General features: G+C 65.9%; 21 protein-coding genes. 9 read left to right on the top strand and 12 right to left on the bottom strand.

Features of this window, described 5'->3' with window-relative positions:
• Positions 1–89: 89 nt before the first annotated feature.
• The 3 genes from sdhB to Mal64_RS10080 all read left to right on the top strand — a co-directional run bounded on the left by sdhB (position 90) and on the right by Mal64_RS10080 (position 1,578).
• The gene (gene sdhB, locus Mal64_RS10090; protein ID WP_146399703.1) at positions 90–953 is read left to right on the top strand and encodes a succinate dehydrogenase iron-sulfur subunit; all 864 of its coding nucleotides are present in this window, start codon (positions 90–92) and stop codon (positions 951–953) included.
• 71 nt (positions 954–1,024) lie between these two features.
• Complete coding sequence (locus tag Mal64_RS10085) at positions 1,025–1,252, top strand: hypothetical protein (RefSeq protein ID WP_146399702.1); 228 nt, start codon at positions 1,025–1,027, stop codon at positions 1,250–1,252.
• Positions 1,249–1,578 (top strand): type II toxin-antitoxin system RelE/ParE family toxin, encoded by a 330-nt coding sequence (locus Mal64_RS10080; protein WP_146399700.1) that lies wholly within the window; start codon positions 1,249–1,251, stop codon positions 1,576–1,578. Before Mal64_RS10085 ends, Mal64_RS10080 begins: the two co-directional genes overlap by 4 nt.
• A 116-nt stretch (positions 1,579–1,694) precedes the next feature.
• Here Mal64_RS10080 and Mal64_RS10075 read toward each other — a convergent pair whose 3' ends face one another.
• Both Mal64_RS10075 and Mal64_RS10070 read right to left on the bottom strand, forming a co-directional pair.
• Positions 1,695–2,036, bottom strand: coding sequence for a hypothetical protein (locus Mal64_RS10075; protein ID WP_146399698.1), 342 nt, complete (start codon positions 2,034–2,036; stop codon positions 1,695–1,697).
• 189 nt (positions 2,037–2,225) lie between these two features.
• Entirely contained in the window at positions 2,226–3,692 is a 1,467-nt protein-coding gene (locus Mal64_RS10070; protein WP_146399694.1) for an oxidoreductase, read from the bottom strand.
• A gap of 742 nt (positions 3,693–4,434) precedes the next feature.
• On the opposite strand from Mal64_RS10070, the gene Mal64_RS10065 reads away from it, so the two are divergent.
• Entirely contained in the window at positions 4,435–6,180 is a 1,746-nt protein-coding gene (locus Mal64_RS10065) for a DUF1549 domain-containing protein (protein WP_146399692.1), read from the top strand.
• A 113-nt stretch (positions 6,181–6,293) separates the two neighbouring features.
• Complete coding sequence (locus tag Mal64_RS10060) at positions 6,294–7,535, top strand: DUF1501 domain-containing protein (protein ID WP_146399691.1); 1,242 nt, start codon at positions 6,294–6,296, stop codon at positions 7,533–7,535.
• A 136-nt stretch (positions 7,536–7,671) separates the two neighbouring features.
• Here the strand turns inward: Mal64_RS10060 and trxA are convergent, their stop codons facing one another.
• A complete protein-coding gene (gene trxA / locus Mal64_RS10055) occupies positions 7,672–7,995 on the bottom strand; it encodes a thioredoxin (protein ID WP_146399689.1) in 324 nt (107 codons plus the stop codon).
• A gap of 285 nt (positions 7,996–8,280) precedes the next feature.
• Here trxA and Mal64_RS10050 point away from each other — a divergent pair, with 285 nt between their 5' ends.
• The gene (locus Mal64_RS10050) at positions 8,281–8,874 is read left to right on the top strand and encodes a thioredoxin family protein (protein WP_146399687.1); all 594 of its coding nucleotides are present in this window, start codon (positions 8,281–8,283) and stop codon (positions 8,872–8,874) included.
• Between the two features lie 106 nt (positions 8,875–8,980).
• Positions 8,981–9,760 carry a hypothetical protein gene (locus Mal64_RS10045; RefSeq protein WP_146399685.1) on the top strand — a complete coding sequence of 260 codons (780 nt, stop codon included), beginning with the start codon at positions 8,981–8,983 and terminating at the stop codon, positions 9,758–9,760.
• An 89-nt stretch (positions 9,761–9,849) separates the two neighbouring features.
• Here Mal64_RS10045 and ilvE read toward each other — a convergent pair whose 3' ends face one another.
• From ilvE to Mal64_RS10005, 8 genes are all read right to left on the bottom strand, one after another.
• Positions 9,850–10,704, bottom strand: a complete 855-nt coding sequence (ilvE, locus tag Mal64_RS10040) for a branched-chain-amino-acid transaminase (protein WP_146399683.1) — start codon at positions 10,702–10,704, stop codon at positions 9,850–9,852.
• Positions 10,705–10,826: 122 nt separating this feature from the next.
• Entirely contained in the window at positions 10,827–11,669 is an 843-nt protein-coding gene (locus tag Mal64_RS10035) for an ABC transporter ATP-binding protein (protein WP_231993649.1), read from the bottom strand.
• A gap of 70 nt (positions 11,670–11,739) precedes the next feature.
• A complete protein-coding gene (locus Mal64_RS10030) occupies positions 11,740–13,245 on the bottom strand; it encodes an ABC transporter permease (protein ID WP_146399681.1) in 1,506 nt (501 codons plus the stop codon).
• A 449-nt stretch (positions 13,246–13,694) separates the two neighbouring features.
• Entirely contained in the window at positions 13,695–14,189 is a 495-nt protein-coding gene (locus Mal64_RS10025; protein ID WP_146399679.1) for a hypothetical protein, read from the bottom strand.
• 461 nt (positions 14,190–14,650) lie between these two features.
• The gene (locus Mal64_RS10020) at positions 14,651–15,469 is read right to left on the bottom strand and encodes an SUMF1/EgtB/PvdO family nonheme iron enzyme (protein ID WP_197525631.1); all 819 of its coding nucleotides are present in this window, start codon (positions 15,467–15,469) and stop codon (positions 14,651–14,653) included.
• Positions 15,470–15,704: 235 nt separating this feature from the next.
• Entirely contained in the window at positions 15,705–17,384 is a 1,680-nt protein-coding gene (gene lysS, locus Mal64_RS10015) for a lysine--tRNA ligase (RefSeq protein WP_197525630.1), read from the bottom strand.
• Between the two features lie 259 nt (positions 17,385–17,643).
• Positions 17,644–19,677 carry a protein-disulfide reductase DsbD family protein gene (locus Mal64_RS10010; RefSeq protein WP_146399673.1) on the bottom strand — a complete coding sequence of 678 codons (2,034 nt, stop codon included), beginning with the start codon at positions 19,675–19,677 and terminating at the stop codon, positions 17,644–17,646.
• A gap of 202 nt (positions 19,678–19,879) precedes the next feature.
• Positions 19,880–20,908: an aminoglycoside phosphotransferase family protein gene (locus tag Mal64_RS10005; RefSeq protein ID WP_197525629.1), complete on the bottom strand. Its 1,029-nt coding sequence runs from the start codon at positions 20,906–20,908 to the stop codon at positions 19,880–19,882.
• Positions 20,909–21,104: 196 nt separating this feature from the next.
• Here Mal64_RS10005 and Mal64_RS10000 point away from each other — a divergent pair, with 196 nt between their 5' ends.
• Positions 21,105–23,972: a zinc-dependent metalloprotease gene (locus Mal64_RS10000; protein WP_231993648.1), complete on the top strand. Its 2,868-nt coding sequence runs from the start codon at positions 21,105–21,107 to the stop codon at positions 23,970–23,972.
• 83 nt (positions 23,973–24,055) lie between these two features.
• Complete coding sequence (locus Mal64_RS09995; protein WP_146399669.1) at positions 24,056–24,394, top strand: DNA-binding response regulator; 339 nt, start codon at positions 24,056–24,058, stop codon at positions 24,392–24,394.
• A gap of 333 nt (positions 24,395–24,727) precedes the next feature.
• On the opposite strand, the gene Mal64_RS09990 is transcribed toward Mal64_RS09995, so the two are convergent.
• Positions 24,728–25,255, bottom strand: coding sequence for a GNAT family N-acetyltransferase (locus Mal64_RS09990; protein WP_146399667.1), 528 nt, complete (start codon positions 25,253–25,255; stop codon positions 24,728–24,730).
• Between the last annotated feature and the right edge of the window lie 45 nt (positions 25,256–25,300).

The following is a 25,300-nucleotide window of genomic DNA, read 5'->3' as shown; positions in this document are numbered from 1 at the left end:
GCCAGTAGGGGCCTCGCCCCGCAGGCGTCGGCCGCATCGCACCGGCGCTGTTCCGCCTTCTACCGTCCACCGCCAGCCGACGAAGACCGATGATCGCTCCCAGCCAATCCGCCCGTCCCGCCGCCAAGCGTCCCGAGACCTTCGATGTCCGCGTGCTGCGGCAAACGGCCCCCGGCGAGCCGCAGCGTTGGGAGCGGTTCCGTGTGCCGTACGAGCCGAACATGAACGTCATCAGCGTCCTGCAAAGGATCGCTGCGATGGCTAAAACCGCCGCCGGCGCCGACACGGCCCCAGTCGCGTGGGACTGCAACTGCCTGGAAGAGGTGTGCGGCGCCTGCACGATGGTCATCAACGGCCGCGTCCGGCAGTCGTGTTCGGCGCTGGTCGACAAGCTGCTCGACGACCGGCCGGGCGAGATCGAGCTGCGGCCGATGAGCAAGTTCCCGGTGCTGCGCGACCTGGTGGTCGACCGCCGGCGGATGTTCCGCGGCCTGGAGCGGGTGAAGGCGTGGGCCCCGGTGGACGACTACCTCGATCGTGGCCGCGGCCCGAACGAGTCGCAGGCGAGCCAAGAGACGCGCTACCCGCTCTCGGAGTGCATGACCTGCGGCTGCTGCCTCGAGGCGTGCCCGCAGTACACCAAGGTGGAACTCGAGCAAAAAGCGGGCGAGTCAGACGCGGCCTTCGAGGCGCGGCAGCAGAAGGCGTACGACACCGAGTTTGTCGGCGCGCAAGTGATCAGCCAAGCGATCCTGTTCAACGAGCATGGCGCCGGCAAGATGGCCAAGGGCGAGCGGCTTGAGGCGCTGATGGGCCCCGGCGGTGTGCAGGTTTGCGGCAACGCCCAGAACTGCGTGGCGGTTTGCCCGAAGGAAATCCCGCTCACCCGCTCGATCGCCAAGGCAGGCCGGCAGACCACGCTGTACGCGATCGGCAAGTTCTTCGACCGCTGAGGGGGGGCCGACTCAATGGTAGAGCGGGGTCGAATTAGCCGTGCTATGATGGCTGGGTAAGGAGAATCGCGATGCACAAGATCGAAATCTCGGACGAGGCGTATCGGGCTCTCTCGAGCCTCCACAGCGACGTGCCGGCGATCATTGAGACAATGGCTAAGCAGGCCCTTGAGTGGCAGGCCCAGGAGGTCGCCGCAGTGCAGGAGGGCATCGACGCTTATGAGGCCGGAGACTTCGAGCCGTGGGACGTTTTTTCGGCCCGCATGAAGGCCGAACTCGGGATCCCCAGTGATCGATGACTTATCGCGTCGTAGTAACCGGCCCCGCCAAACACGACATCCGGTCGAATCTGCGTTGGTGGGCTGAGAATCGATCGGCTGAAGAGGCAAACCGTTGGTTTCTCGGTATCGAACACGAAATCGCCTCATTACAGACTATGCCGCTCCGGCACAGCTTGGCTGAAGAAGCCGGATTGATGGTGGTGGAGATCCGCCAAATGCCCTTCGGCCTAGGCAGGCGGCCATCGCACCGCGTTCTCTACGCGGTGAAGGACGATGAAGTGATCGTTTATCGCGTGCGGGCGATCCGGCAAAGCGCGCTCTCGCTCGAAGAGTTGCAAGGCTAAGCACGGCGCCCGCCGCTGCGGCCTTTGTCGCACAAGCGTGCCTAACCCCGACCAAGCTTGGCCGGGGCTAGGGGTTGCTTGCTAGACAGTGGGATCGCGTTGGCCAGCGACCACGATCAGAAGCCGACCGCGATGCCGACTCCGCCGCCGCGGTAGTACGCGGCGCCACGGCCGACATAAACGCCGCCGCGCGAGCCGTAGTAGCTCGGGCCGCCGTAGCCATAAACGCTGCGGCTGCGGTAGACGGGCGGGTAAACGCCGCGGTAGGCCGAACGGTAGTACGACGGCCCGCCGCGGTAGACGTCGTAGTGCCCGCTGTGGTAGACGGCGACGCCGCGGCCACCGCCGTAGTAACCTCGGTCGTGGCAGTGGCGCGCTTCGGCCTCGCCCGCCGTGCCGAGGCACATGAGCCCCACGGCCGAGGCGAACACGCCCGCCATCAGAGTGCGACGAAACATCCGAATCTCCCTTTTCTTGAAGCAGACTGCGCGCACCGGGGGGGAGCGCGTTGCGGGGCGCCGACGGACGGCGCGGAACCCGCTATCTGCCCCTGCGTGAGCCGCCAGGGGAAGGGGACACGGAAAACAAAATGTTTCTCGAAACGCCAGAAACGGCCGCCGCTAGCGGCGCTGGCGCCCGCCGCGCGATCAGCCTCGCTGGGCCTTCTTCACGTCGGCTAGCTCCTTGCGCTCGGGCATCACCTTGTAGTAATCGTCCAGCGGGAAGCAGCCGGAGATGATGCCGTTGCGGGGCGCGGTGGTGCAGTCGCTGAACGTGCGGCAGACCTTTTTGCGTTTCCAATCCTCGCCCGCCAGCGTGTCGGCCGGCAGCTCGGGGTAGCTGAGCACCATGCGGCCCAGGCCGACCGAGTCGACCCACCCTTCGCGGACCGCCGCCTGGGCGACGTGCGGCAGGTAATCTTGTAGGTAGGTGTAACCCGAGCCGAGAAGCGGGACGTTGATCCCCTTGGCGACGAGCCGCTCTTTGCATTCGCGCACCGCGCCGAGCTGGCGGCCGACGCCGACCAGCGGGTCTTCGGGCGGGAGGTAGCCGTCGCTCGGCGGGAAGATCGCCGGCCGCTGGATGTGGGGGATGTAGTAGGGGCTGCCGCAGCTGAGGTTCATCGCGCCCACGCCGATGCCGACCAGCTTCTCGATCAGCTCGACCGGCTCGGTGAGGTCCATCTCCATCGGGTTGTCGGCCTTGGCGCCGAACGCCATGTCGTAAGGCGAGATGCCGGCGAACTCCATCGGCTTGCCGACCTCTTGGCTCGTGGCGTAAGGGACGAAGTCGAACAGGCTCAGCCGCACGCCCACGGCGAGTTGCGGGACCTCGTCACGGACGCGGCCGATGATCGTGCGGAGCGCGAGGCTGCGACCCTCCAGGTCGCCGCCGAAGCGGCCCGGACGGCGGCGGGCGCTGAGGAACTCGTGCAGCAAGTAGCCGTGGCACGCCTTCACGTCGACAAACTGGTAGCCGGTCTCGGCGGCCAGCTTGGCGGCCGCCACGTAGGCGTCGATCAGCCGCTCGACGTCGTCGTCGGTGAGCACGACCGCGGTGTCGTCCGGGTCGATTCCGAACTTCGCGTCGAGCAGCGGGTGGTGATAGGCGATCCGCGGCTCGAGCCGCTTCTTGTCGTTCGGGCGGCAGAACCGACCGGAGTGGGTCAGCTGCAAGCCGACGACCAGCCCGTCGAGCGTGCCGAAGCTTTCTTGGTGGGCGCCGCGGAGCTCCTCGATGAGGGCGACGAGGCCCGCGCGGTTCGATTCGAGTGCGAGTGTCTGGTTCGGGTTAGCGCGGCCCTCAGGCACGACAGCGGCCGCCTCGCCGCCCCAGATGAGTTTGGCCCCGCTAAGGCCGAAGCGGTTCCAGCGTCGCAACGTGTGCTCGCTGGGGGCTCCGTCGCGGCCGGTGTCCCAGCCTTCCATTGGGTGGATCGCCCAACGGTTGCCCACCTTCAGGCCGGAGAAGTCCCACGACTCGGCGAGCGGCGATTTTTCTGCGGCGCTGAGTGGCTGCTCGTCGAGGGGTAACTCGACGCCTAATTCCGCGAGCCGCTCCCTCAGGGAATCGAGGCTCTTGATTTGGGCGATCTTAGTGTAGGCCTTGCTCATCTTGTCTTGCGGCTTTCCTGGGGTCGTGGACGAGTCGTGGTCGTGGTGAGGCGACAGCAGTGTGGCACGCCAGTTGCTTATTAGTCAATCATTCGCCGAGACCTTGGCGCCAAGCGAAACTAACGCTCGGGGCCGGTACAGAGAAGAGTACGGGGTCGGTAGGTGAAGAGGCAAACGCATCAGGTAGTTCGTAAAGGCATACGGGACAAGACGTTAGCTTTAGCTGTATCCCCCCCCTCAGCTCTTGCTTTCACCGGCTTTTGCGACACTGCCAAGGCGAGTCTGGGCCACTGGAACACGGCCCAGACTCGCCTGTTGCGTTTTGACTGTTGCAAAATGGCACACGTGTATCATTATGCAACACTCGGCTGGGCTAATGGCCCGCCTCATAGAGGGCTTCTCTCGGCTTTCTTGGTTTTCTTTCCATCGGCGTCATCGCCATGAATACCTCGGCTGCAGAGCGGGGTTGGGACTACCAGGGCTTGCTCTATTCGATGGGCGTGAGAGCCCGTGTGCCGGAGTCTCCCGGATGGATAGCCTATCATGGCTAGAGCGGTTTTCGAATTGGTGTGGACGAGCGGGGAAGCGATTGGGGGCGTGGCGAGGAAGCCGAAGCAGGCAATGCGGTGCATTGTCGATGCAGGCTGACGAAGCCATGACGCCGATCGCGAGACGAGCGTCTGCACCAATGAGCAAACCGCTCTAAGGTCGATCTCGTACGCCGATAAAACGGAGCCCGCGGTTGAGCGCACTGCCACGCATCTTGCTATTCGCCGTCTTGGGGCTGCTTGCTTCGAGGCCGGCTCTCGCGGGTGATTCTCCGGCTCATCCTTTGGAGGATGTCGCCGTTGTCACCGAGATCGATCGTCTGCTAGGGAGTTCCTGGAGCGACGCCGACGTGACGCCGTCGGCCGAGGCGCCCGACGGGCCTTGGGCGCGTCGTGTGACGTTGGATCTCATCGGCCGCATCCCGACGGTCGAAGAGCTCGACGCCTTCTTCGAGGCGAAACCGCGAGAGCGGCGTCGGGTGTGGGTCGACCGGTTGCTCGGCTACGACTATCGCGAAGAGCACTCCCGCCACTTGGCCACGGTGTGGGCCAACTTGCTGGTGGGCCGCACGGGGGGAATCGCCCGCACGTCGTTTGTCGACCGGGACGGTTTTCACGCTTATCTCCAAGAGAGCTTCCGCGCCGACAAGCCGCTCGACAAACTGATGCACGAGCTCGTCACGGCCACCGGCAGCAGCCGACCCGCGGACGACGATTACAATCCGGCCGCCAACTTCCTCGTCGACAAGATGGCGGACCAAGGCGTGCAGGCGACGGCGCAGACCGCCAAGGTCTTCCTCGGCGTCGCGGTCCAGTGCACGCAGTGCCACGACCATCCGTTTAACGAGCACCGCCAGAACCAGTTCTGGGAACTCAACGCCTTTTTCCGCCAAACCCGCTTCGAGCGCGTTCGCGACGAAGACTCCAGGCGCCGCTACGCCCGCATCCGCGAGCGTGACTTCCCGGGCGAGGGCGCCCGCCAGCGTGGCCGCCGCAACGCATCGCTCGACGACCCGGCCCGACGGGCCGAGATCTACTACGAGTTGCGCAACGGACGGCTGAAAGTCGCTTACCCGGCGTTTCTCGACGGCGAGTACCTGGCCGACGTGATTGCCGACCGCGACCCCGAACTGCGAGAAGGCTACGGCGACAGCGGGCAGCTGGACGAGGTCGACCGCCGCGAGGAACTGGCCGACTGGATCGCCACGTCGAACGACTTTGCTAGGGCTGCGGTCAATCGCGAGTGGGGCCGGCTGCTGGGGCGCGGCTTCACCGAGCCGGTCGACGACATCGGCCCCCACAACCCGCCGTCGCACCCCGAGTTGCTCGAATTCTTGGCCGAGTCGTTCCGCGCGTCGGGCCACGACCTGCGGAGGCTTTCGCGTTGGATCGTGCTGAGCGAGGCGTACGGACGGGATAGTCGGGCGCGTTCGTCGAACGAGCACGACGACCCGGCCCTCGGCGCCGCGCCGGAGTTCAGCCGGTTCTATCTCCGTCAGATGACGGCCGAGCAGCTGTACGATTCGTTGCTCACCGCCACGGCGGCCGACGCCACGATCGAGGCCGATCGCCGCGACCAGGTGCGGCAGCGCTGGCTGCGACAGTTCAACACGGCCTTCGCCAACGACGAAAACGGCGAGGCGACGACGTTCGACGGATCGATCCCGCAGGCGCTAGCGTTGATGAACGGCGACCTCGTGCGCCGGGCGACGAGTGTGAGGAAGGGGGGCTTCTTAGAATCGGTCGCGGGGGACGATTCGCTCAGCGACACCGAAAAACTGGTGCGGCTCTACCGGGCGGCCCTGGCGCGCAAACCCGAACGGGCCGAATTGCGAGCCTGCCAAGCGGTGCTCGCCTCGCGGCAAGGCAACGTGGTCCAGTCGCTACGCGACGTGTGGTGGGCCCTGCTCAACAGCAACGAGTTTATCCTGAATCACTAGCCGTTATTCTCCTCCCTTGATGGGGAGGGATTGAGAAGCGGGTGCACGCCTGCCGTCACCCGTCCGCGTCTTAGTAAGCATCCGTTGTCGGCCCCCTACGAGGCAATCACATGATGAACCGACGCCACTTTCTCGACCACCTCGCCGGGATCGCCGCCTTTGGCGCCTCGGCGTTCACACTCGGCGGCGCCATGCAGGCGGCGGCAGCCGATTTGAAACGCCGCAACAAGTCGGCCATCTTGCTCTGGATGAGTGGCGGGCCGCCGACGATCGACCTGTGGGACATGAAGCCGGGCGCCGCCACCGGCGGCCCTCTGACGCCGATCTCCACCACGGGCGACCTGCAGATCTGCGAGCGGCTTCCGATGATCGCCGATCAAATGAAGCACCTCTCGGTGGTCCGCTCGATGAGCACCCGCGAGGCCGACCACACCCGGGCGAGCTACTACCTGCGCACCGGCTTCGTGCCGAACCCGAGCGTGCGGCACCCGAGTTACGGCGCCGTGGTCGCCGAGCAGATGGCGCGCCTCGACGAGGGGTTCGACCTGCCGGCGTTCGTGTCGGTCGGTGGTCGGAGCGAAGGGCCGGGGTTCTTGGGGATGGCCTACGCACCGTTCCAAGTGAACTCCAACGGCCGGGTCCGCAACGTCGGCCAGCCGATGGACGCCGGGCGGCTCGGGCCGCGGATGGACCTGCTCAACACGATCGAGAGCCGTTTCATCCGCCAGGGTCGCGGCCAAGCCGCCGCCGAGCACGCCAAGGTGCTCACCCGCGCCAACCGGCTGATGACCAGCAGCCAGATGGCTTCGTTCAACGTCTCGCAAGAGAGCGAGGCGGTGCGTGAGCGTTACGGACAAACGGGCTTTGGCAACGGCTGCCTGATGGCGCGTCGGCTCGTCGAGGCGGGCGTGTCGTTCGTCGAGGTCAACATGGGCGGGTGGGACCTGCACAACGACTGCTTCGGCGCTCTCGACAACAAGCTGCCCGAGATGGACCGGGCGATGAGCGCTTTGGTCGAAGACCTCTCCGAGCGGGGATTGCTCGAAGACACGGTGGTGCTGTGGATGGGTGAGTTCGGCCGCACGCCGAGCATCAACTCCAACGGCGGCCGCGACCATTACGCCCGCGCGTGGAGCGCGGTGGTCGGGGGCGGTGGCCTGAGCGGCGGGCTCGCCATCGGCGAGACGAGCGACGACGGCTCGCAGGTCGTGTCGGCCCCGCACTCGTCCGAAGACTTGATGGCGACCATCTGCCGGGCGCTCGGCATCGACCTGAGCACCGAGCACACCGCCACCAACGGCCGGCCGATGAAGATCGCCGGCGGCGGCACACCCATCGCTGAGCTGTTCGCCTAGTCGCCGAGAGTCGCCGTTAGCGGCGCGCTCGCGTAGCGCAAGAGCAATGGTCCTCGAAGACGTGGTGACAAAAAAACGGCCGGGCGACGCTTTTGCGTGGCCCGGCCGTTTTGGTCTCAGTCTTATAGGAAACGCCTCACGCCTTCGCGGCGTCGATCGCCTCTTGCAGGCGGTTCTTCGGTTGCAGGCCGACGAAGCGTTCGACCACTTCGCCGTTCTTGAAGACCATCAGCGTGGGGATGCTGCTCACGCCGTAGGTCTGAGCGGCGCCGGGGGCGTCGTCGACGTTGAGCTTCGCCACTTTGGCGGCTCCGCCGTTCTCCTCGGCCAACTGCTCGACGAGCGGGGCGATCTGGCGGCACGGGCCGCACCACGGCGCCCAGAAGTCCAGCAGCACCGGCTCGGAGCTGTTGAGCACTTCGGCCTCGAAGTTGTTGTCATCGATCTCGAGCAGGCCCATGGCAGGATCCTCGGCGGTTGGCCGCTCTGGGTAGAAACTTGGGGCGCCCGGCCGCGGCCAGCAGGGCGTCAGTTTGGTGAAGTCAACGAATTGTAAGCTGGGGGCGCACGGTGTCAACGCGACGCCCTGTCGCCTGTGGGGGCGGCTGCCGGGGGTCGGTTGCCCGCCCGGGCGGCGGGGCCGATACTCGGTGAGAGCCCCGCAAACGGCCGATCGACTGCGATAGACCAGCGGGACCCCGGCTCTTTACTCCCGGCACCTCCTTACGACGTAAGAGACCCCCCGATGGTTCGCACTCCCAGCACAATGACGCCGCTCGGCTCGGCGGCCCCCGATTTCTCGCTCCCGAATGTCGACGGCAAGACCGTGTCGCTCACCGACTTCGACGACGCCCCGGCGCTGCTCGTGATGTTCATGTGCAACCATTGCCCGTTTGTGTTGCACCTGGCCGATGCGCTCGCCGATTTTGCCCGCGAGTACGAGCAGCGCGGCCTGCGGATTGTGGGGATCAGTTCGAACGACGTGGAGAACTACCCGGCCGACTCGCCGGAGCTCATGAAGGAGGAGGCCGACAAACGCGGGTACGTTTTCCCGTACCTGTACGACGCCACGCAGGAAGTGGCCAAGGCTTACCGCGCCGCCTGCACACCCGACTTCTTTCTCTACTCGCGAAGCGGCGAAACGGGCGAGCTCGAGCTGGCCTACCGCGGGCAGTTCGACAGCACCCGCCCGGACAGCGGCAACGCGCCGACCGGCGCCGATCTGCGGGCCGCCTGCGACGCGGTGCTAGCTGAGGAGCTCCCCAGCGAGGACCAAACCCCCAGCCTCGGCTGCAACATCAAATGGATTGCTGGCAACGAGCCTGACTACTTCGGCTGAGCGACCGACGCTCCTGCGCACTTGCTCTTAGGCCCCCGATCGCGATGTGTTAGCTTGGCGGTCCTGCACCACCGCTACAGCTAGCCACCGGTCGGAGACCCAAGCCATGCGCCACCTGCTACTCGCCCTCACCGTTGCACTCGCGCCTTGCGCGCTGAGTTTTGTCGCCTCGGCCGCGACCGCCGCCGAGTTCCGCATCGAGACGACCGTTCACGCCCTCGACGAGGAGGAGCCCACGAGCGAGTCGATCACGCTGTTCCACGACGGCGTGGCGTACGACTTCCGCGACAGTGTGGGGCGAGTGACCATCTTCCGCCCGAGCAGCGGCGACAAGCCGGGGCGTTTCTTGTTGCTCGACGAGAACCGCGAGGTCCGCACCGAGATCGGCGCCGATCAGGTCGCCGCCCTGATGATCAAGCTCCGCCGCTGGGCCGCGTTGCAGAAAGACCCGTTCCTGCGGTTCGCGGGCGACCCGGTCTTCAAGGAGGAGTTCGACGCCGCCACCGGCGAGCTGCGTCTGACGAGCGATGTGCTCAGCTACCGACTTGTGACGATGCCCGTGGCCGACAGCGCGGCGATGGCCGAGCTGCGCGGATTCCTCGACGCCTACGCGCAACTGCACACGATGCTCGAGGCGGGCGTGCCGCCGGGGCCGCGGCTCAAGGTGAACGAGGCGATCACCCGCCGCTCGGTGGTGCCGGTCGAGATCGAGCTGACCGACGGCGACGCCGAAGAGCCGGCTCTGAAGTCCAAGCACCGCGTGACCTGGATCTTGTCGAAGAAGGACAAGCAGCGGATCGACCTGGCGCGTGACCACTTGGCCGAGTACCGCGAGGTGTCGAACGCCGAGTTCCGCGACGGCATCCAAACGGCGGCGCGGAAGTAGGGCCCTATTTGCGAGGCGGCGGCCGAGTTGAAAACCGGGCGCTCCGGGCGTCTGCTCGCCAACCCCACCCGCCCAAGGGACGGGAAGACTCAGGCGTACGTCAGCTTTGCGTAGAGCTCTTTCAGGTCGCGGGTGACGGGGCCCGGCTTGCCGTCGCCGATCGTGCGGCTGTCGACCCGCACCACGGGGATCACCTCCGCCGCGCTGCCGGTGAGGAAGCACTCGTCGGCGACGTACACGTCGTGCTTGGTGAGCGGACGCTCGTGGCAAACGAGGCCCGCCTCGGCGGCGAGCTCGATGACGGTGTCACGCGTAACCCCGGCCAAGATGCCGGCGTCCAAGGGAGGCGTGTGCAGCGCGCCGTCTTTCACCAGGAAGAGGTTGTCGCCGGTGCACTCGGCCACTTCGCCCTTGTGGTTGAGCATCAGCGCCTCGATGCAGCCCGCCTGGATGCCCTCGATCTTCGCCAAGATGTTGTTCAGGTAGTTGAGCGATTTAACGCGCGGGCTCAGCGCCGCCGGGTGGTTGCGGATGACGCTCGACGTGATGATCTCCAGGCCGTTCTCGTAGTACTCGGCCGGGTAGAGGCGGATCGTGTCGGCGATGATGATCACCCGCGGATCGCAATTCCGGGGGTCGAGTCCCAGCGTGCCGGCGCCGCGCGTGACGATCAGACGGATGTAGCCGTCCACCAGCTTGTTGGCCGCCACGGTCTCGTTGGTCGCCGCCGCGAGCGCGTCCACGGCGATGGGGATCTCGAGCCAGATCGCCTTGGCCGATTCGTAGAGCCGCTTGAGGTGCTCCTCCAGCCGGAACACCTTGCCGCCGTAGATGCGCAGCCCCTCGAACACGCCGTCGCCGTAAAGCAGGCCGTGGTCGAACACGCTGACCGTGGCCTCGGCCGCAGGGACGAGCTTGCCGTTGATCCAAACGACTCGGGACATAGCGGAGGGGGCGGGGGTGGAGTTTCAGAGGGGGCGGAAAGGGACACCAAGTTTAACCGATGGCGTCCAATGTGCGCAAGGATGGCCCTAGCCGTGGAAGGCGAGCCGGCTTCCGGCCGGCTTTACGCGGCCGGCTCGGCTCGCTGCCGGGCTCCCGCATTGTCGACACGCCCCTCGACGAGCGTCACCACCCGGTCAGCCTGGGCGGCGACCGAGCGGTCGTGCGTCACGAGAACGACCGTCAGCCGCTCGGCCTGGTTCGCTCCTGATGCGGACCCGTTGAGCCCGTGCAGCAGTTCGAGCACCCCCTCGCCGGTCGCCTGGTCGAGATTGCCCGTCGGCTCGTCGGCCAGCAAGATCCGCGGCTCGTTCATCAGCGCGCGAGCGATGGCGGTCCGCTGCATCTCGCCGCCCGACATCTCACGCGGCTTGTGCCTCAGCCGGTGGCCAAGGCCGACGGTCTCCAGCAGCTCAGTCGCCCGTGCCTTGAGCTGGCGTTTTTGCGCGAGATAGGAAAACACGCCGTGGCGGATCATCGCCGGCGCCAACACGTTTTCCAGCGCCGTGAGCTCGGGCAGCAGGTGGTACGCCTGGAAGATCATGCCGAAGTAGCGGTTCTTCAGCCGGTCGCGTCCGCGGCGCGGCAGGTTGTCGACCCGCATGCCGTCGAACCACACCTCGCCGTCGTCCGGCTCGTCGAGCGTGGCGAGGCAATGGAGCAGCGTGCTCTTGCCCGAGCCGCTCTGCCCAACGATCGCCAGCAGCTCGCCCGCGCGCACCTCAAGATCGACCCCCTTGAGCACCGGCACGCCGAGCGCGCCCTTGCGGTAGGTCTTAAAGAGGTTGCGCGATTCGAGCAGCACGGGGCAGCCGGCGGCCGTATTGCGGAAGGCGGACGCCGCTGGCGCGGGCCGATTCTCTGACCGATGCATCAGTTCCGCCAATGTGGTTGTGTCGTTGCTCAACGGTCGGCCTCCTCACAAGTGTTCCGCGTTCCGCATTCCAGCGGAGTAGCCCTATAAAGGCGCATTCGACTCATTCCCATCGCAGCGCCTCCACCGGCCGCAGCATCGCGGCCCGGAACGCCGGGGCGACGCTCGCCAGCACGGCGATCGCCATCGCGCCGCCGACCACCCAGGCCACGGTGAAGGGGTCGACGATCGTCGGGATCTTCTGGAAGTAATAGACCGAGGGGTCGAACACCGGCTGGCCGGTGATGCGTCCCAGCACGTCGGCGATCTCGTTAATGTGGTCGACAAACACCAGCCCGCCGAGCATGCCCGCCCCGGCGCCCACGACGCCGAGCGCCAAGCCGTAGCCGACGAAGATGCCCATCACGCCGAGGCTGCTGGCGCCCAGGCTCTTCATCACGCCGATGTCGCGGGTCTTCTCCACGACGATCATGTAGAAGGTCGCCAGAATGCCGAAGCCGGCCACGGCGATGATCATGAACAGCAGCACGTTCAATACGGCGGTCTCCATCTGCACGGCGGCCAGCAGCGCCCCCTGCTTGTCGCGCCAGGTGCTCACCACGTAGCGCTGCGGGTCGAACGCCGCGGCGATCGTGTCGCGCACCACCGCCGGGTCGACGCCCTCCTTGCAGCGGATCTGGATCGAGTTGAAGTTGGCCACGCCGGTCGACGGGTCGATCATGCCGCGCAGCTGCTGCATCGTTTCGATCGGCACGAACACGAAGGTGCCGTCGTACTCGTTCATCTTGCTCTCGTAGTAATCGACCACCGTGAAGTGGGCCGAGAGCGGCTTGGGCGGGACGCCGGCCGACGGGTAGGTGATCTCGATGTCGTCGCCCGGCACGACCAGAAACCGGTCGGCGCCCGCGTGGTCGCGGTAGCTGCCGATCGCGATGCCGAGCACCACGCCGGGGTGCTGCTGCTTGGCGGGGTCGAACGTGGCGCCCTCTTCGGCCTGGCCGTTGGCGGCGAACGGGTCGTTCACCGCCGGCCCCGCCTCGGTGGCGAGCTCGGCCTCTTTCTTGGTCCAGTACGCCTTTCGGCGGCGGTACTCCCAGCCGGCGAAGCCCATCTGCTCGCGCTCGGGCGTGGCCAGCGGGTCGTCGGCCTGGTGGTCGTGCGTGTCGTAGCCCGATTCTTTGAGCTCGAAGTCGAGCGACGTCCGATTCTCGGGGTGCTGCAAGTAACGGCCGAAGTCGCTCACCGTCGAGTAGGTTGTCGGGTCGACGCCGATCACGTTCACCTGCTTGGTGACGCGCTGGCCGCCGACCGTGAAGCCGAGCATCGCCGGCACGTGGGCCGTGGGGCTCATCCCCTCGATCATGTCGCCGGCCGCCGCGCGGATCTTGGCCATGTGCGCCGGGGCGTCGGGCACGCCGTCGAGCGAGCGGGCCTCGAACACCAGGTCGCTGAGAATGCCGTGGATGCGGTCCTGCATCTCGTGCGTGAACCCGGCCATGACCGAGTTCACGACGATCATCGTCGCCACGCCGAGCGTGACGCTCACGATCGAGGCGAGCGCGATCCAGCGCGTGCGCAGGTAGCGCAGGCAGAGCAGCAGCTTGTACATCGCCGTCCTTGTCGATGTGGCTTGTCAGAAGTGCTAGCACGAGGCGCGAGCACGGGGCCGTGTAGGATAGCCGAGATCAACGCGTCGCGACCAGACGAGGTCGCAAGCGAGGAAGTGGAAGAATAGCCGGCGACCCATCCACCATAGGCGGATCGGAGGGCTGCTAGCACTGAGCGTCACGAACGGACTCACGCAAAGCCGCCAAGGCGCCAAGAGCAGGCGCCCAAACCGCTAGCCCCGGAGGGGCGGCAGCGCATAGCCAGGGGCGAGAGCCCCTGGGGCAAAAAATGGCGCGCATGCCCCAAGCCCCGGAGGGGCGACAGCGGCGTTGCTCCGGGGCGCGCTGTCGCCCCTCCGGGGCTGGGCGTCGGATTCGTTTAGGCGGTTTTGCGGCGGCGCGGCGGTTGATCCGAGCGGTGTGGCAATCCCGCTCCGCCGCTTGATCCGGCCTACCTCTTTCGCGGCAGCGGATCGGGCAGGCGGGCGACCGAATCGACTCGGACAACAATCTTCTCGCCGGTTCGACCGAATGGGAGTCGGGTCTCGAGCACGAGAGGGAACACGGTCGGGTCCTCGATCGGGGCGGGTGTGCGATCCTCCGAGCTGTTCCGGAAGGAAGCCAGACAATCGGTCGCCCACCCGTCCAGCCGTACTGACTGGTAAAAACTCCAGCAAGCACTTGGGCTCGAGCCTGAGTAAACGGTGACACAGTTGACGGCGCCGTAATCGATCTCGATGAGGGCATTGAACGTCTCTCCCGAAGGCGCGTGGACCTCCCCTGCGGTGAAGAGAAAATCGTCGGGTATCGAATCCTGGATCGGGTGCGGTCGCAACGTGCTCTCGTCTTGCCCCTCGAGGCCCTCTTCGTCGAGGGCGTTCTCCCAATTCGGGTACTTCTTCAGCAAGGCGACCGACGGCAGCTCGCCCGTAATGCGGGGCCGCAAAAGGAACGGGAACAGAGTTCGTATCAGGCGATGAAGCATGAAACGGGCTAGCTCACTTCTCGTTGCGGCTGGCGGCGCCCACTTTCGCAGTGCCACCGGCCGCCGTCGGCGTCCGCAGAGATCGCAACGCCACCAACTACGAAGCCCAGGTACAAATCGCCTGCGGGCTCATAGCCTACAAACAACTCACGCGGATACGGTTCTGATCACAGGTCGGCGGCACGGTGTTCAACCCCTTGGGCAGCGAGCCGGTGCCCTACCTCGAGCCCTGCGCAAAGTGGCGAAGGGGTGAACTAGCTGCATCGGTGCCGTTTTAGGCAACTCAACCCCAGCAAAGAAAACACAAAGACGCATCCTAGGTTTGGCTCGGGAACAATCCGAACCAACCGAAATCCAATGTGGTCAATGATATCAATACCAGTACTGGCTACACCTCTGGAGTTTATAAGACCGGCGTCGAATTAAAGATTGCCGCCGACCGAAGCGCGAAGGCCAGCATTGGCATTGTAACCCCAATAGGTTTCGAGCCATTCAAAGGCATTCCCCGCCTGGTCATATGTGCCATAAGGGCTTGACGCTAGGTAGTATGCTCCGACGTCGGTGAAACCACCAACAACACCTTGATAATTGCTGCCTGACGGGTCAATAAAGGGGGAAGCTGCCGACGGGGCAGAATTACTTGATGTGGGGTATTCAAAATATAGCCCACTCGTGCCTGCCCCAGCATCGTGAAAAGCCGCCTTGTACCATTCGTCCATTGTTGGGATGGCGACTCGTGAGCCCGGATTTCTTTCAACACCTACATAGAAATCCAAGTAACCTCCCCCTCCCGCCAGCGAGTATGCTCCGTCTTCTGTGTCGCCACTGCCCTTACCATTGTGCAGCCAATTTGCGTACCTAGCTGCGGCACTCCATATCACGGTTGCGGGGTGGTTTTCCTGGCCTTGTTTAATGGTGTATTTGGAGCCAGGGCTGTTTTGAGGAACGTATTCAACGCCTGGCAATATTCTTGGTGAAAATGTAATGCCGGGCAAAGACCGTGGATACGTACGAACAAATCTGTTAGCGTGGTTATTTGCTAGTGGGTCGGTTTCGTTAAGGTACTCTACGAATTGCGCATTGGTGATTTCCGTCGCACTTATTTCGTAGGTGTAGCCAACGGAGCCGCGCTCTGTTTCTGGGTCAGGCGCATTTCCCGGGTTACCAATTGCAACCCATTGGATTTCCAACGAAGACGAAACGGCTTCGCTACAGGCAAGCAGCACAAGTGCTACGCCCATCACGGATACACCTCGCAAAGCTGGCGATAACTTCGAAATCGAATGAGTACTCATTATTACTTACAGGTAGTACGGTGCAGTTTACGCAAGGAGAGAGGCGATCAGACCCTACTTTGGATCTGGTCACAGGAACAGGTCATTTGCTGCCTAGGATTCCCTCGAGGCTACACGGTTAGAGGTCGGCACGGTATTCAACGGCGGGTGACGCCGAATATCTCAGTGTGTAGGGTCTAGCTCACTTCTCATTGCGCAAGAGCGGGAACAAAATCACGTCCCGAATCGTTTGGCTGTTCGTTAGCAGCATCACGAGGCGGTCGATGCCGATGCCCAGGCCGCCGGTGGGGGGCATGCCGTGGCGTAGGGCGCGGATGAAGTCGTCGTCCATCTTGGCCATCGAGTCCTCGTCGCTCAGGCCCGTGAGCTGGCTCTTGAACAGCTCTTCTTGCAGGTCGGGGTCGTTCAGCTCGGTGTAGGCGTTGGCGATCTCCATGCCGCGCACGAACAACTCGAACCGCTCGGCGATCGCCTGGTTGTCCTTCTTGCGCTTCGTCAGCGGGCAGATGCTCGCCGGGTAGTCGATCACAAAGATCGGGCCGACGAGCGCGTCTTCGACCTTGGCCTCGAACACCTCGTTCTTAATGACGTCCGGGTGCCTCGGGGCGCCCGACTCGTCCTTCAGGTCGAAGCCGATCTTCTTGGCCAGGTCGGCCACCGCGCCCTCGTCGTCGGGATCGACCCCGGCGTGCTCGGCGAACAGGTCGTTGTAAGTCCGCCGCTCAAAAGGAGGAGTGAAATCAACCGTGTGCTCCCCATAAGGCAACACGTAGCTCACCTCCCCTGTCCCCTGACCCCCGACCCCCGACCCCTGCTGCGTAGCAGCGATGGCGTCCGTGATCACCGCTTCGGTCAGGTCCATCATCGACTCGTAATTGCCGTAAGCCTGGTAGACCTCGAGCATGGTGAACTCGGGGTTGTGCTTGGGGCTGATCCCCTCGTTGCGGTAGACGCGGCCGAGTTCGTACACACGTTCGATGCCGCCCACCAGGAGCCGCTTGAGGTGCAGCTCCAGCGCGATCCGCATGAACAGCGGCATGTCCAATGCGTTGTGATGGGTGTTGAACGGCCGGGCGGCGGCGCCGCCGGCGATGCTGTGCAGCGTGGGGCCCTCGACCTCGACGAAGCCGCGCTCGGCGAGCGTGTCGCGTACGCTGCGGACGATGCGCGTGCGATCCAGGAACCGCGGCATGACGCCGTCGTTGTACGCCAGGTCGACGTAACGCATCCGCTGCCGCATCTCGGGGTCGGTGAGCCCGTGGTGCTTCTCGGGCGGCGTCTCGAGGCTCTTGCAGAGGAAGTGGACTTTGGTAGCGGCGATCGACAGCTCGCCGGTGTTCGTGACGGTGAGCGCGCCGTCCACAGCGATGATGTCGCCCAGGTCGAGCTGCTCCACAACGGCCCACGAGTCGCCCACCTGCTTCTGGCCGACCATCAGCTGCAAGTCGCCGGTCATGTCGCGCAGGTCGATGAAGTGCAGCTTGCCCTTGTTGCGGTGCAGCACGATGCGGCCGGCGACGCGGAACTCGGGCCCGGCGACGTCGCCCCGGACGCCTTTCTCTCCCGTCTTGGCGGCGTGCTCCTCGTTGCGGTCGGCCTTCCACTGACGGAAGTTGAAGTCGTCGTCTTGCTTAGAAAAATCCGGCAGCTCGACCTCGGCGCCGTCGGGGAACCGGTAACGCAACTCGCTCATGCGGGCGCGGACCTGGCCGATCGGCGTGTGGTCGTCGAGCCGCTGGCCCCACGGGTCGACGCCCATGGCCGTGAGGGCCTCGAGCTTGACGCGGCGGGCGGCCTGGGGATCGGTGGTCGGCGCGGAGGGGGCGGCGTCGGCGGCGGGAGGGGTGGCGTCGGGCGTCATGCGTGCGGAGGGCGAGAGGCGTGAAGGGGCTTCAATTCGCCGCATTCTGGCGGTTTGTGGCCCCGGCGGTCAACGTGCCGGCTGCGGGGGCCATGACGCCCCCCTGCAGGGATCGCCCTCTGTGGCGATCCGGTCCCGGCGGAAGGGCCCGAACCCCGATTCCGTATCGCGGTACTGAGAGCGCCTTGCGGCGTGCGTGTGCCCGGGGCCAGGAACGCCACGGAGGGCGTTCCCTGCAGATCGCTGGAGCGATCGACGCCTAACGCAGGTCGGCCGTCGAGGCGGCGCCGCCCAGCTCGATCTGCGGCATGTCGACCGAACGCGAGTCGCTTTCGGAGGGCGTTTGGCCGGCGTCGTTGGCCCGCGTGGCGCCCGCCTCGTGCAGGGCGGCGAGCAGCTGCGACTGCGTGATCGAGTCGCGCAGCACGATCGGCCGCTCGGGCCGGTCGGCCGGGTAGATCGCCAGCAGCGGGATGCTGATGCTGTTCAGATCGGACAGCGCGGCTTTGATCTCGTCGTTGCGGTCGGTCCAGTCGGCGATGAGCGGCTCGACACCGTTGGCGGCGATCACCTCTTTGACCTTCTCGGTGTCGATCGCGGTCTTAAGGTTCAGCTTGCAGGTGAGGCACCACTCGGCGGTGAAGTCGACCAGCACGGTCTTGCCGCGCTGCTGGGCCAGGGCCAGCGAAGCGTTCGAGTAGGGCTTCCAGGGCAGCTCGTGCTCGCTGGGGCCGAGCAAGCCGAAGGCTAACCAGCCGGTCAGCAGCACGGTCGCTAGGCCGCCGACCCAGGAGGTCGTCTTGGCGGCCGGGCTGGCGGTGATCGGCGTGCGGCCGATCCACCAGCAGGCGACGCCGAGCGCCACCATCAGGGCGAGCACCGGCAGGTAACTTTCCTTGGCGATCGACGAGAACAAGAAGACGACCGTTCCCATCAGCACGAAGCCCATCAGCTGTTTGAAGGTCTCCATCCAGGCGCCCGGTTTGGGGAGCCACGCAATGAGCGACGGAAACAAGCCAATCAGCAGGTAGGGGAGCGCCATGCCGAGGCCGACGAACGTGAAGATCAGGTAGGTGACCACCGGAGGTTGGGCGATCGTGAACGCGAACACCGGCCCGAGGAACGGCCCGCTGCACGGCGTGGCGAGGATCGTTGTGAACACGCCCTTGAAGAACGCCCCGCTGACGCCCTCTTTCTGTTGCAGGTCGACCGACTTGCCGGCGCCGGCGAACCCGGGGATCGGGATCTCCCACACGCCCAGGAAGCTTAGCGCCATGGCGAAGACCAGCGCGATCATGCCGACCTTGAACCAGCCCAAGGTGTAAAGCTCGCCCCAGCCGTAGCTCTCGGCGCCCAGGCCGAGCTGGGCGAGCGACGCCAGTGTGGCCAGGAGCAGGAACACCGCGAGCATGCCGGCGGCGTACGCCAGGTTGAGCCCCAGCACGCGGCCGGGGTCGTGGCCCGCCTGCTCGGCGAACGACATGACCTTCAGCCCGATCACCGGCAGCACGCACGGCATGAGGTTCAGGATCAACCCGCCCATGAGCGCGAAGCCGAGCGTCGCCAGCAAACTGCTTGTGACTCCCGAGGCCTCGGGGTCATCGGCGGGGGCCAAGCCGGGCTCCGAGGCGCCGTTCGTCGCGCGCGGGAAGTCGGGGATCGGCGCCGTGGCGAGCGCCTCTTCGCCCGCCTCGACCGCGGCGAACACGCCCGGGTCAAAGCCTGCCGGCTCGCCCGTGGCGAGGCTGGCCGTGAAATCGAGCTCCAGTGGCAAACAGCTGAACGCCTGACACGCCTGCAGGGTTGCGCTTCCCTGGATCGTGAGCGACGAGGGATCGACGCCCTCGGCGAGACGGATCGGCGCGGTCCAGGTGACGCGGCCGGTGTGTTCTTCGATCTTCAGGCCGACCCAGATCTCTTCGTCGACATGCGACTCGGGGGCCGGCGTGGCGGTAAAGGCGCCGACTAACTCGTAGTCGCCCGACTCGGCGGGGGTGAGCACGGTCTTCTCGGGCCCGCCCGCCGGCTGGGTGATCGAGTAAATGTGGTAGCTCGGCGCGATGTCGGCCGTCACCTGCAGCAGCGCCGGCCGCTCGGCGGTCGCCTCGTAGAACTGGGCCGACAGGCGGACCGGCTCGGCCGGCTTGGACTGGCCGCTGTCGCCGCGCAGCCCGGGCAGGTTGAGATCGAGCCCGCCGTTGAACTGGAATTGCGCGGCGCTCGGCGCGGCCAGCAGCGAGGCTAGCAACGCGACGATTAAGCAGGTGGTGTGGCGGACAGCGTGGGGACGCATCAAGTGGGGCTCACGGCATGCGGGGCTTCAAAACAGGATTCTACCGCCACTCGGCCATGCGACCTAGCGCGATACCGCTGCAGGGGCGGGCGCGTTCGCGGCGGTGCTTAATCGTTCGTCTCGTGGGCGCCAGCGGTCCGTGCCAAATCTCACGCTGGCCAATCGGGCTTCCGCGGATACGGCAAATGCGTTCGGGATAAAGCTATTCGACAAGCGGCTCGCCCCGGGCAACCGCCTCGAGCCGCCCAGCGACCCACTCGAGCCGCCGGGCCACGGCCCGCTCGTTGGGGAAGATTCGCCGCTCGACCGCCAGCCAGCGCAGCCAGTTGCTAGCTGACGCAGTGACGCCCGAGGCGTGGATCGCGTCGAGCTCGCTAGCAAACTTGGTACGGACGAGGGGGACGTCGGGTCGCCACATTCCGAGATACGCCGCCAAGGCCGCCCCCCGCCAGTCGGTCGGCAGCCCGCCGAGTAGCCGGGCGAGGTCCACCCGCGGGGTGTCGAGCGCCATGGCGCCAAAATCGACGAGGCCGGTTACCCGACCCTCGGTGAGCAAGAAGTGCTCGGGCCGCGAGTCGATTTGGCAGGGCTGCGGTGCGAAAAGGTTCGATTCGATCGACCGCAGCAGCGAGTCGCCGCGACGCCACGCGGCGGGCAGTCGCTCGCTGAGTCGTGCGAGGCTAGGGGCCTGGGGGCCGCTCAAGGCTCCGGTCGCCGTCGGGTAAAGCTTCGCCTGCTCGAGCGCCCGCCGCCGCGCGGCGAGGCTTGCCGAGGGGCCCGCCACGGCGGCCATCGGCTGGCCGGCGTTGTGGAAGTCGGCGAGCGCCGCGGCGCTCGCTTCCGCGTCGCAGAGCGTGGCTATCGGCTCGCCCGGGAGCCAGCGGGCGAGCTCCCAGCACCAGCCGTCCAGCTCGACGAGCGAGTCTTTACCGGCTGTACGGCGGGCGACCGGCAGGAAGCCGACGCCCTTGTCTGCGAGCCGGTCGAGCCAGGCGTGCCGCAGCGTAGCGGCCTCCCGATCGGCGCCTGCGGCGGGCCACGTCTTGAGCGCGTGCGTATGATTTCCTAACCCCACGCGCCACACCCGCGCCGGGCTCAGCCCCCCCGCCAGCACCTCCTTCGTCTCGAATTCGCCCGCCGTCTCCGCCGATCTGCCCGCTTCAAAGGCCTCTAGCGCCCGGCGGATAGACTCCTCGTTTGGGGGGGGCGGCGTCGTGTTTGGGCTCGGCACGCCGATCTCTCGCGCGGGTCGGGACGTAGGGGTTAAACGGTTGACGAGAAAAAGGGTCAACCAAACAGCTTAGGCGCTATCGAGGCGAACAGTCAGAATGGGGTATATTTTAGGGCTGAGAACCGGGCCCTCTCCCCACGCCGATCGCCGGCAGTCCCGTTTTCTTATGCTATACCCGTCGACGAAAGATCCTTCGATGCCGATTCGACCTGCCCGCCGTGTGGCCTCAATGCGTCTTGCGTCCCTGGCCGCCGCGATCGCGATCGTGTTCTCGCTCTCCGCCATGCCCGCCGCCCCGGCTTGGGCCGACGAGCCCGCCGCCGAGGAAGGCTCCGAGCCGCAGGCTTCTGCCAGCAACGCGGACGAAGCCGCCGAAGGCGAGGCCTCGGCCGACGCTGGCGACAGCAAAGAGAGCGGCAAGTCGGCCGCCAAGAAGCCCGCCGAGCCGCCGAAGTTCCCGCCCGCGTCGAAGGTCCTCAAGGACACGAAAGAGATCGACGGGCTGATCAAGCTGCACAAGTCGGACGATCACGTCTTCGCCGAACTGCAGCCCTCGGACCTCAACAAAGACTACATCGTGCTGATCACGATCGCCCGCGGCATGGGCCAGACGCCGCTGGTCGGCGGTTTCAGCTGGAACTTCGGCGACGACTGGGTTTGGCAGTTCCGCAAGGTCGGCGACCGCATCCTGATTGTCCGCCGCAACGTGCGGTTCAAGGCCAAGAAAGGGAGCCCCAGCGAGCAGGCCGTCAAGCTCGCCTACACCGACAGTGTGCTCTACAGCCTGCCGATCAAGTCGCGCAAGGGCTCGTCGTACATCGTCGACCTGACCCCCGTCTTCTTCAGCGACCTGCCGCAGATCAGCCAGGTCCTCTCGGGCTTCAACTTCTCCACGACCAAGAGCACCTGGAGCGAGGTCGAGGGCTTCCCGAAGAACGTCGAACTCGAGGTCGCGGCCACGTACACCTCGGGCGGCTACCGGTCGTTCGACTCGGTCCCCGACTCGCGCGGCGTGACGCTCAACGTCCACTACTCGATCAGCCGCCTGCCCACCAACGGCTACAAGCCGCGGTTGGCCGACGACCGGATCGGCTACTTCGTCACGGCGCTGAAGGACTACTCCAAGCCGGAGGACGAGGACCGCTTCGTCCGCTACGTGAACCGCTGGAACCTGGAGAAGGCCGACCCGTCGGCCGACGTCTCCACGCCCAAGGAGCCGATCAAGTTCTGGCTCGATAAGACGATCCCGTTCAAGTACCGCAAGCCGATCCGCGACGGCATCACGGAGTGGAACAAGGCGTTCGAGAAGGCCGGCTTCTACGACGCGATCAACGTCGAGCAGCAGCCCAATGACGCCACGTGGGACCCGGGCGACATCCGCTACAACACGTTCCAGTGGATCACCTCGGGCGCCGGCTTCGCGATGGGGCCCTCGCGCGTGAACCCCACGACGGGCGAGATCCTCGACGCCGACATCATCTTCGACGCCGACTTCCTGCAGTTCTGGAAGCAGACGCACGAGTTCTTCACCCCCAAGGGGATCGAGGTCCTCACCGGCGGGCCGATCGAGCTGGGCGCCCACCGCGAGCAGCAGCGCAAGCTCCCGCAGCACCTGCAGCACGGCCACACCGGCCGCTGCTCGTGCAACCTGCTGGGCGGCGTGTCGCAGCAGCTGGCGTTCGCCACGGCCGTGGCCGCCACTAGCAAGCGCGGCGAGGAGGAGCTCGAGAAGCTAATCCTGCAGGGCCTCAAAGAGGTCACCATGCACGAGGTCGGCCACACGCTCGGCCTAAGGCACAACTTCAAGGCGAGCACCCTCTACTCGATCGAGGAGATGCAGGACGAGGAAAAGGTGAAGGAGACCGGACTCACCGCCTCGGTGATGGACTACGCCCCCGTCATGCTGCTGCCCGAGTCGATGAAGCAGCCCGTCTACTACTCGCAGACGATCGGCCCCTACGATTACTGGGCGATCGAGTACGGCTACAAGACGCTCAAGTCGGAAGAGAAGGAGCTCAAGAAGATCGCCGCCCGCAGCGGCGAGAAGGGCCTCGCCTTCTCGACCGACGGCGACACCCGCGGCATCGACCCCGACCCGCACTCGCGGCGGTTCGACCTGTCGAGCAACCTGGTGGAGTACGCCCGCTCGCAGGCCGAGCTCGTGGCCGAGACGATGCCCAAGATCGTCGACGAGTTGGTCGAGGAGGGCGAGGGCTACGAGCGCGCCCGCCAGGCCTTCGGCGTGCTGATCACCACCCACTTCCGGGTGATGTTTGACGCGGCCCGCTACGTCGGCGGCGTCGGCGTGAGCCGCTCGCACAAGGGCGACAAAGACGCCACGGCGCCATTCGTTCCGGTCGACGCCGAGCGGCAGCGCGAGGCGGTGGAGCTCGTCGCCGAGCAGGTCTTCAGCGACAAGCCGTTCGACGTCCCGGCGTCGCTCTACAACCACCTGGCGCCGACCAACTGGGACCACTGGGGCACGCAGGAGATCGATCGCCCCGACTACCCGACCCACAAGGTGATCCTGCTCTGGCAGCAGCGGGTGCTCGACCAGCTGACCGCGTCGCTCACGCTCGAGCGGCTGCACGACTCGGAGCTCAAGACCCCCGCCGACGAAGACGCCTACACCAGCGCCGAGTTGTTCAAAACCCTCACCGGCGCCATCTTCAGCGAGGTCGGCGACTTCGAGGCGGACGACTCGCAAGAGTTCACCAACCGCAAACCGTTTGTCTCCGGCTTCCGCCGCAACCTGCAGCGGGCTTACCTCGAGCGGCTCACGAGCATCGCGCTCGGCCGGCGCTACATCTCGTACTTCAGCCGCCGCGATGGCTGGATCGACCCGGCGCCGCAGGACTGCCAAACGCTCGTGTTCCTCGAGCTCAAGGAGCTGAAGAGGAGCATCGACACGCTGCTCGAAGACGAGCCGGAACTCGACCGCTACAGCCTGGCCCACCTCACCGAGACGAGCTCGCGGATCGGCAAGGTCCTCGAAGCCGAGACCCTCAACCTGCCGCTCAGGTCGCGGTACATCGAGGAGTCGAGCACCTTCGGGCGTGAGTAAGCCGCAGCCCCCCTCCCCTTGATGGGGAGGGGCTGGGGCTTGATGGGGAGGGGATACCGGCTAACCACGACGACGCGCTCCCCATGATCGTTCTCATCTCCCGCGACCTGATGGCTGGCTCGGCGATCGAAGGCCCCGCACGCTCGGCCGGGATGGCGGTGCGGATCGTGTCGCCCGACAACGCCCCCGACCCGGCGGCGAAGCTCTACGCCATCGACCTGTCGACGCCGGCCGGCGACCTGGCGGCGCTCGTCGCGGCGCTCCGCACGGCGTCGCCCGAGGCGGCCGTGGTGGCCTACGCCCCGCACGTCCACGAGGCGAAGCTCGAAGCGGCCCGCGCGGCGGGCTGCGACGAGGTGCTCACCCGCGGGCAGTTTTACCGCTCGCTGGGCGACATCGTGACGCGGCACGCCAACCGGTAGGCAGCGCCCTCGGCGTCTGTAGGGAACGCCCTCCGCGGCGTTCCGACCCGGGTACACGCGCTCCATTGGGCGGCGTGGCGCCGGGCGCCATGCCCACACGCGCAGCGGATGGGCATGCTATGCGGAGGCTAGAGCAACTCACCGCTTCACATGCTCAACCCCTTCGGGGGTGAGCATGGCGCCCGGCTCCGAAAAGAGCACGCTGCGGACGAACGGATCGGTTGTTTAGCAGCGCGGCCCGCCGCCGAGCCCGCTACGACAACAACTGTTGATGCCAGAAGGCTACCACGACGCTAACGCCCAAGTGTAGCCGCGTCTGACTCCAGCAGCTTGTTAGGCGGCACTCACCGGTAGGATGAGCTTGAACAGCTCGGCGTTGTGGACTCCAGTGGTCGTGCGAGCGGGTTCCCTGCAAATGCCGAGGGAGCTGAAACCGCTCCGGCGAAGGATAGCGATCGAAGCGTGGTTGGTGGTGATGGCACGCGCTGTGATGCTTACGAGAGGCAGGCTTTCGGCGTACTGAAGAAGCACGGGTACCGCAGAGCCGATGAGGCCGCGCCCCCAGAGGTGTGGGGCGAGCCAATACCCGAGTTCCGCGGACTGCTCGTCAAGATTTGGGGAAAGGCCGACTGCGCCGCAAAGCAGGCCATCGGCGGAGCGGAACGCAAAGGCTGTCGTTGGAGCTTGCGACTGCTCCGCGAGCCTACCGGCAAGAAATGCCTCTGCCTCAGGCATACCGTAGGGATAGGGAATGACCGGAACAGTCTGAGCGACAACTCCGTCGGCGAGGTGCTCGACTAACGCCGCCGCATCATCGCTTCGGTAGGGAGAGAGCTGGAAGTCACCCACATCGATGCACACGGCTGCCTCCCTAAAGAAAAAGGCTCAGTTGCCGGCCGCCCGCGG

Source organism: Pseudobythopirellula maris (assembly GCF_007859945.1).
Lineage (GTDB): Bacteria > Planctomycetota > Planctomycetia > Pirellulales > Lacipirellulaceae > Pseudobythopirellula > Pseudobythopirellula maris.
Note: the sequence above shows the minus strand (reverse complement) of the source record. Positions and strands in the feature narration are given on the sequence as shown.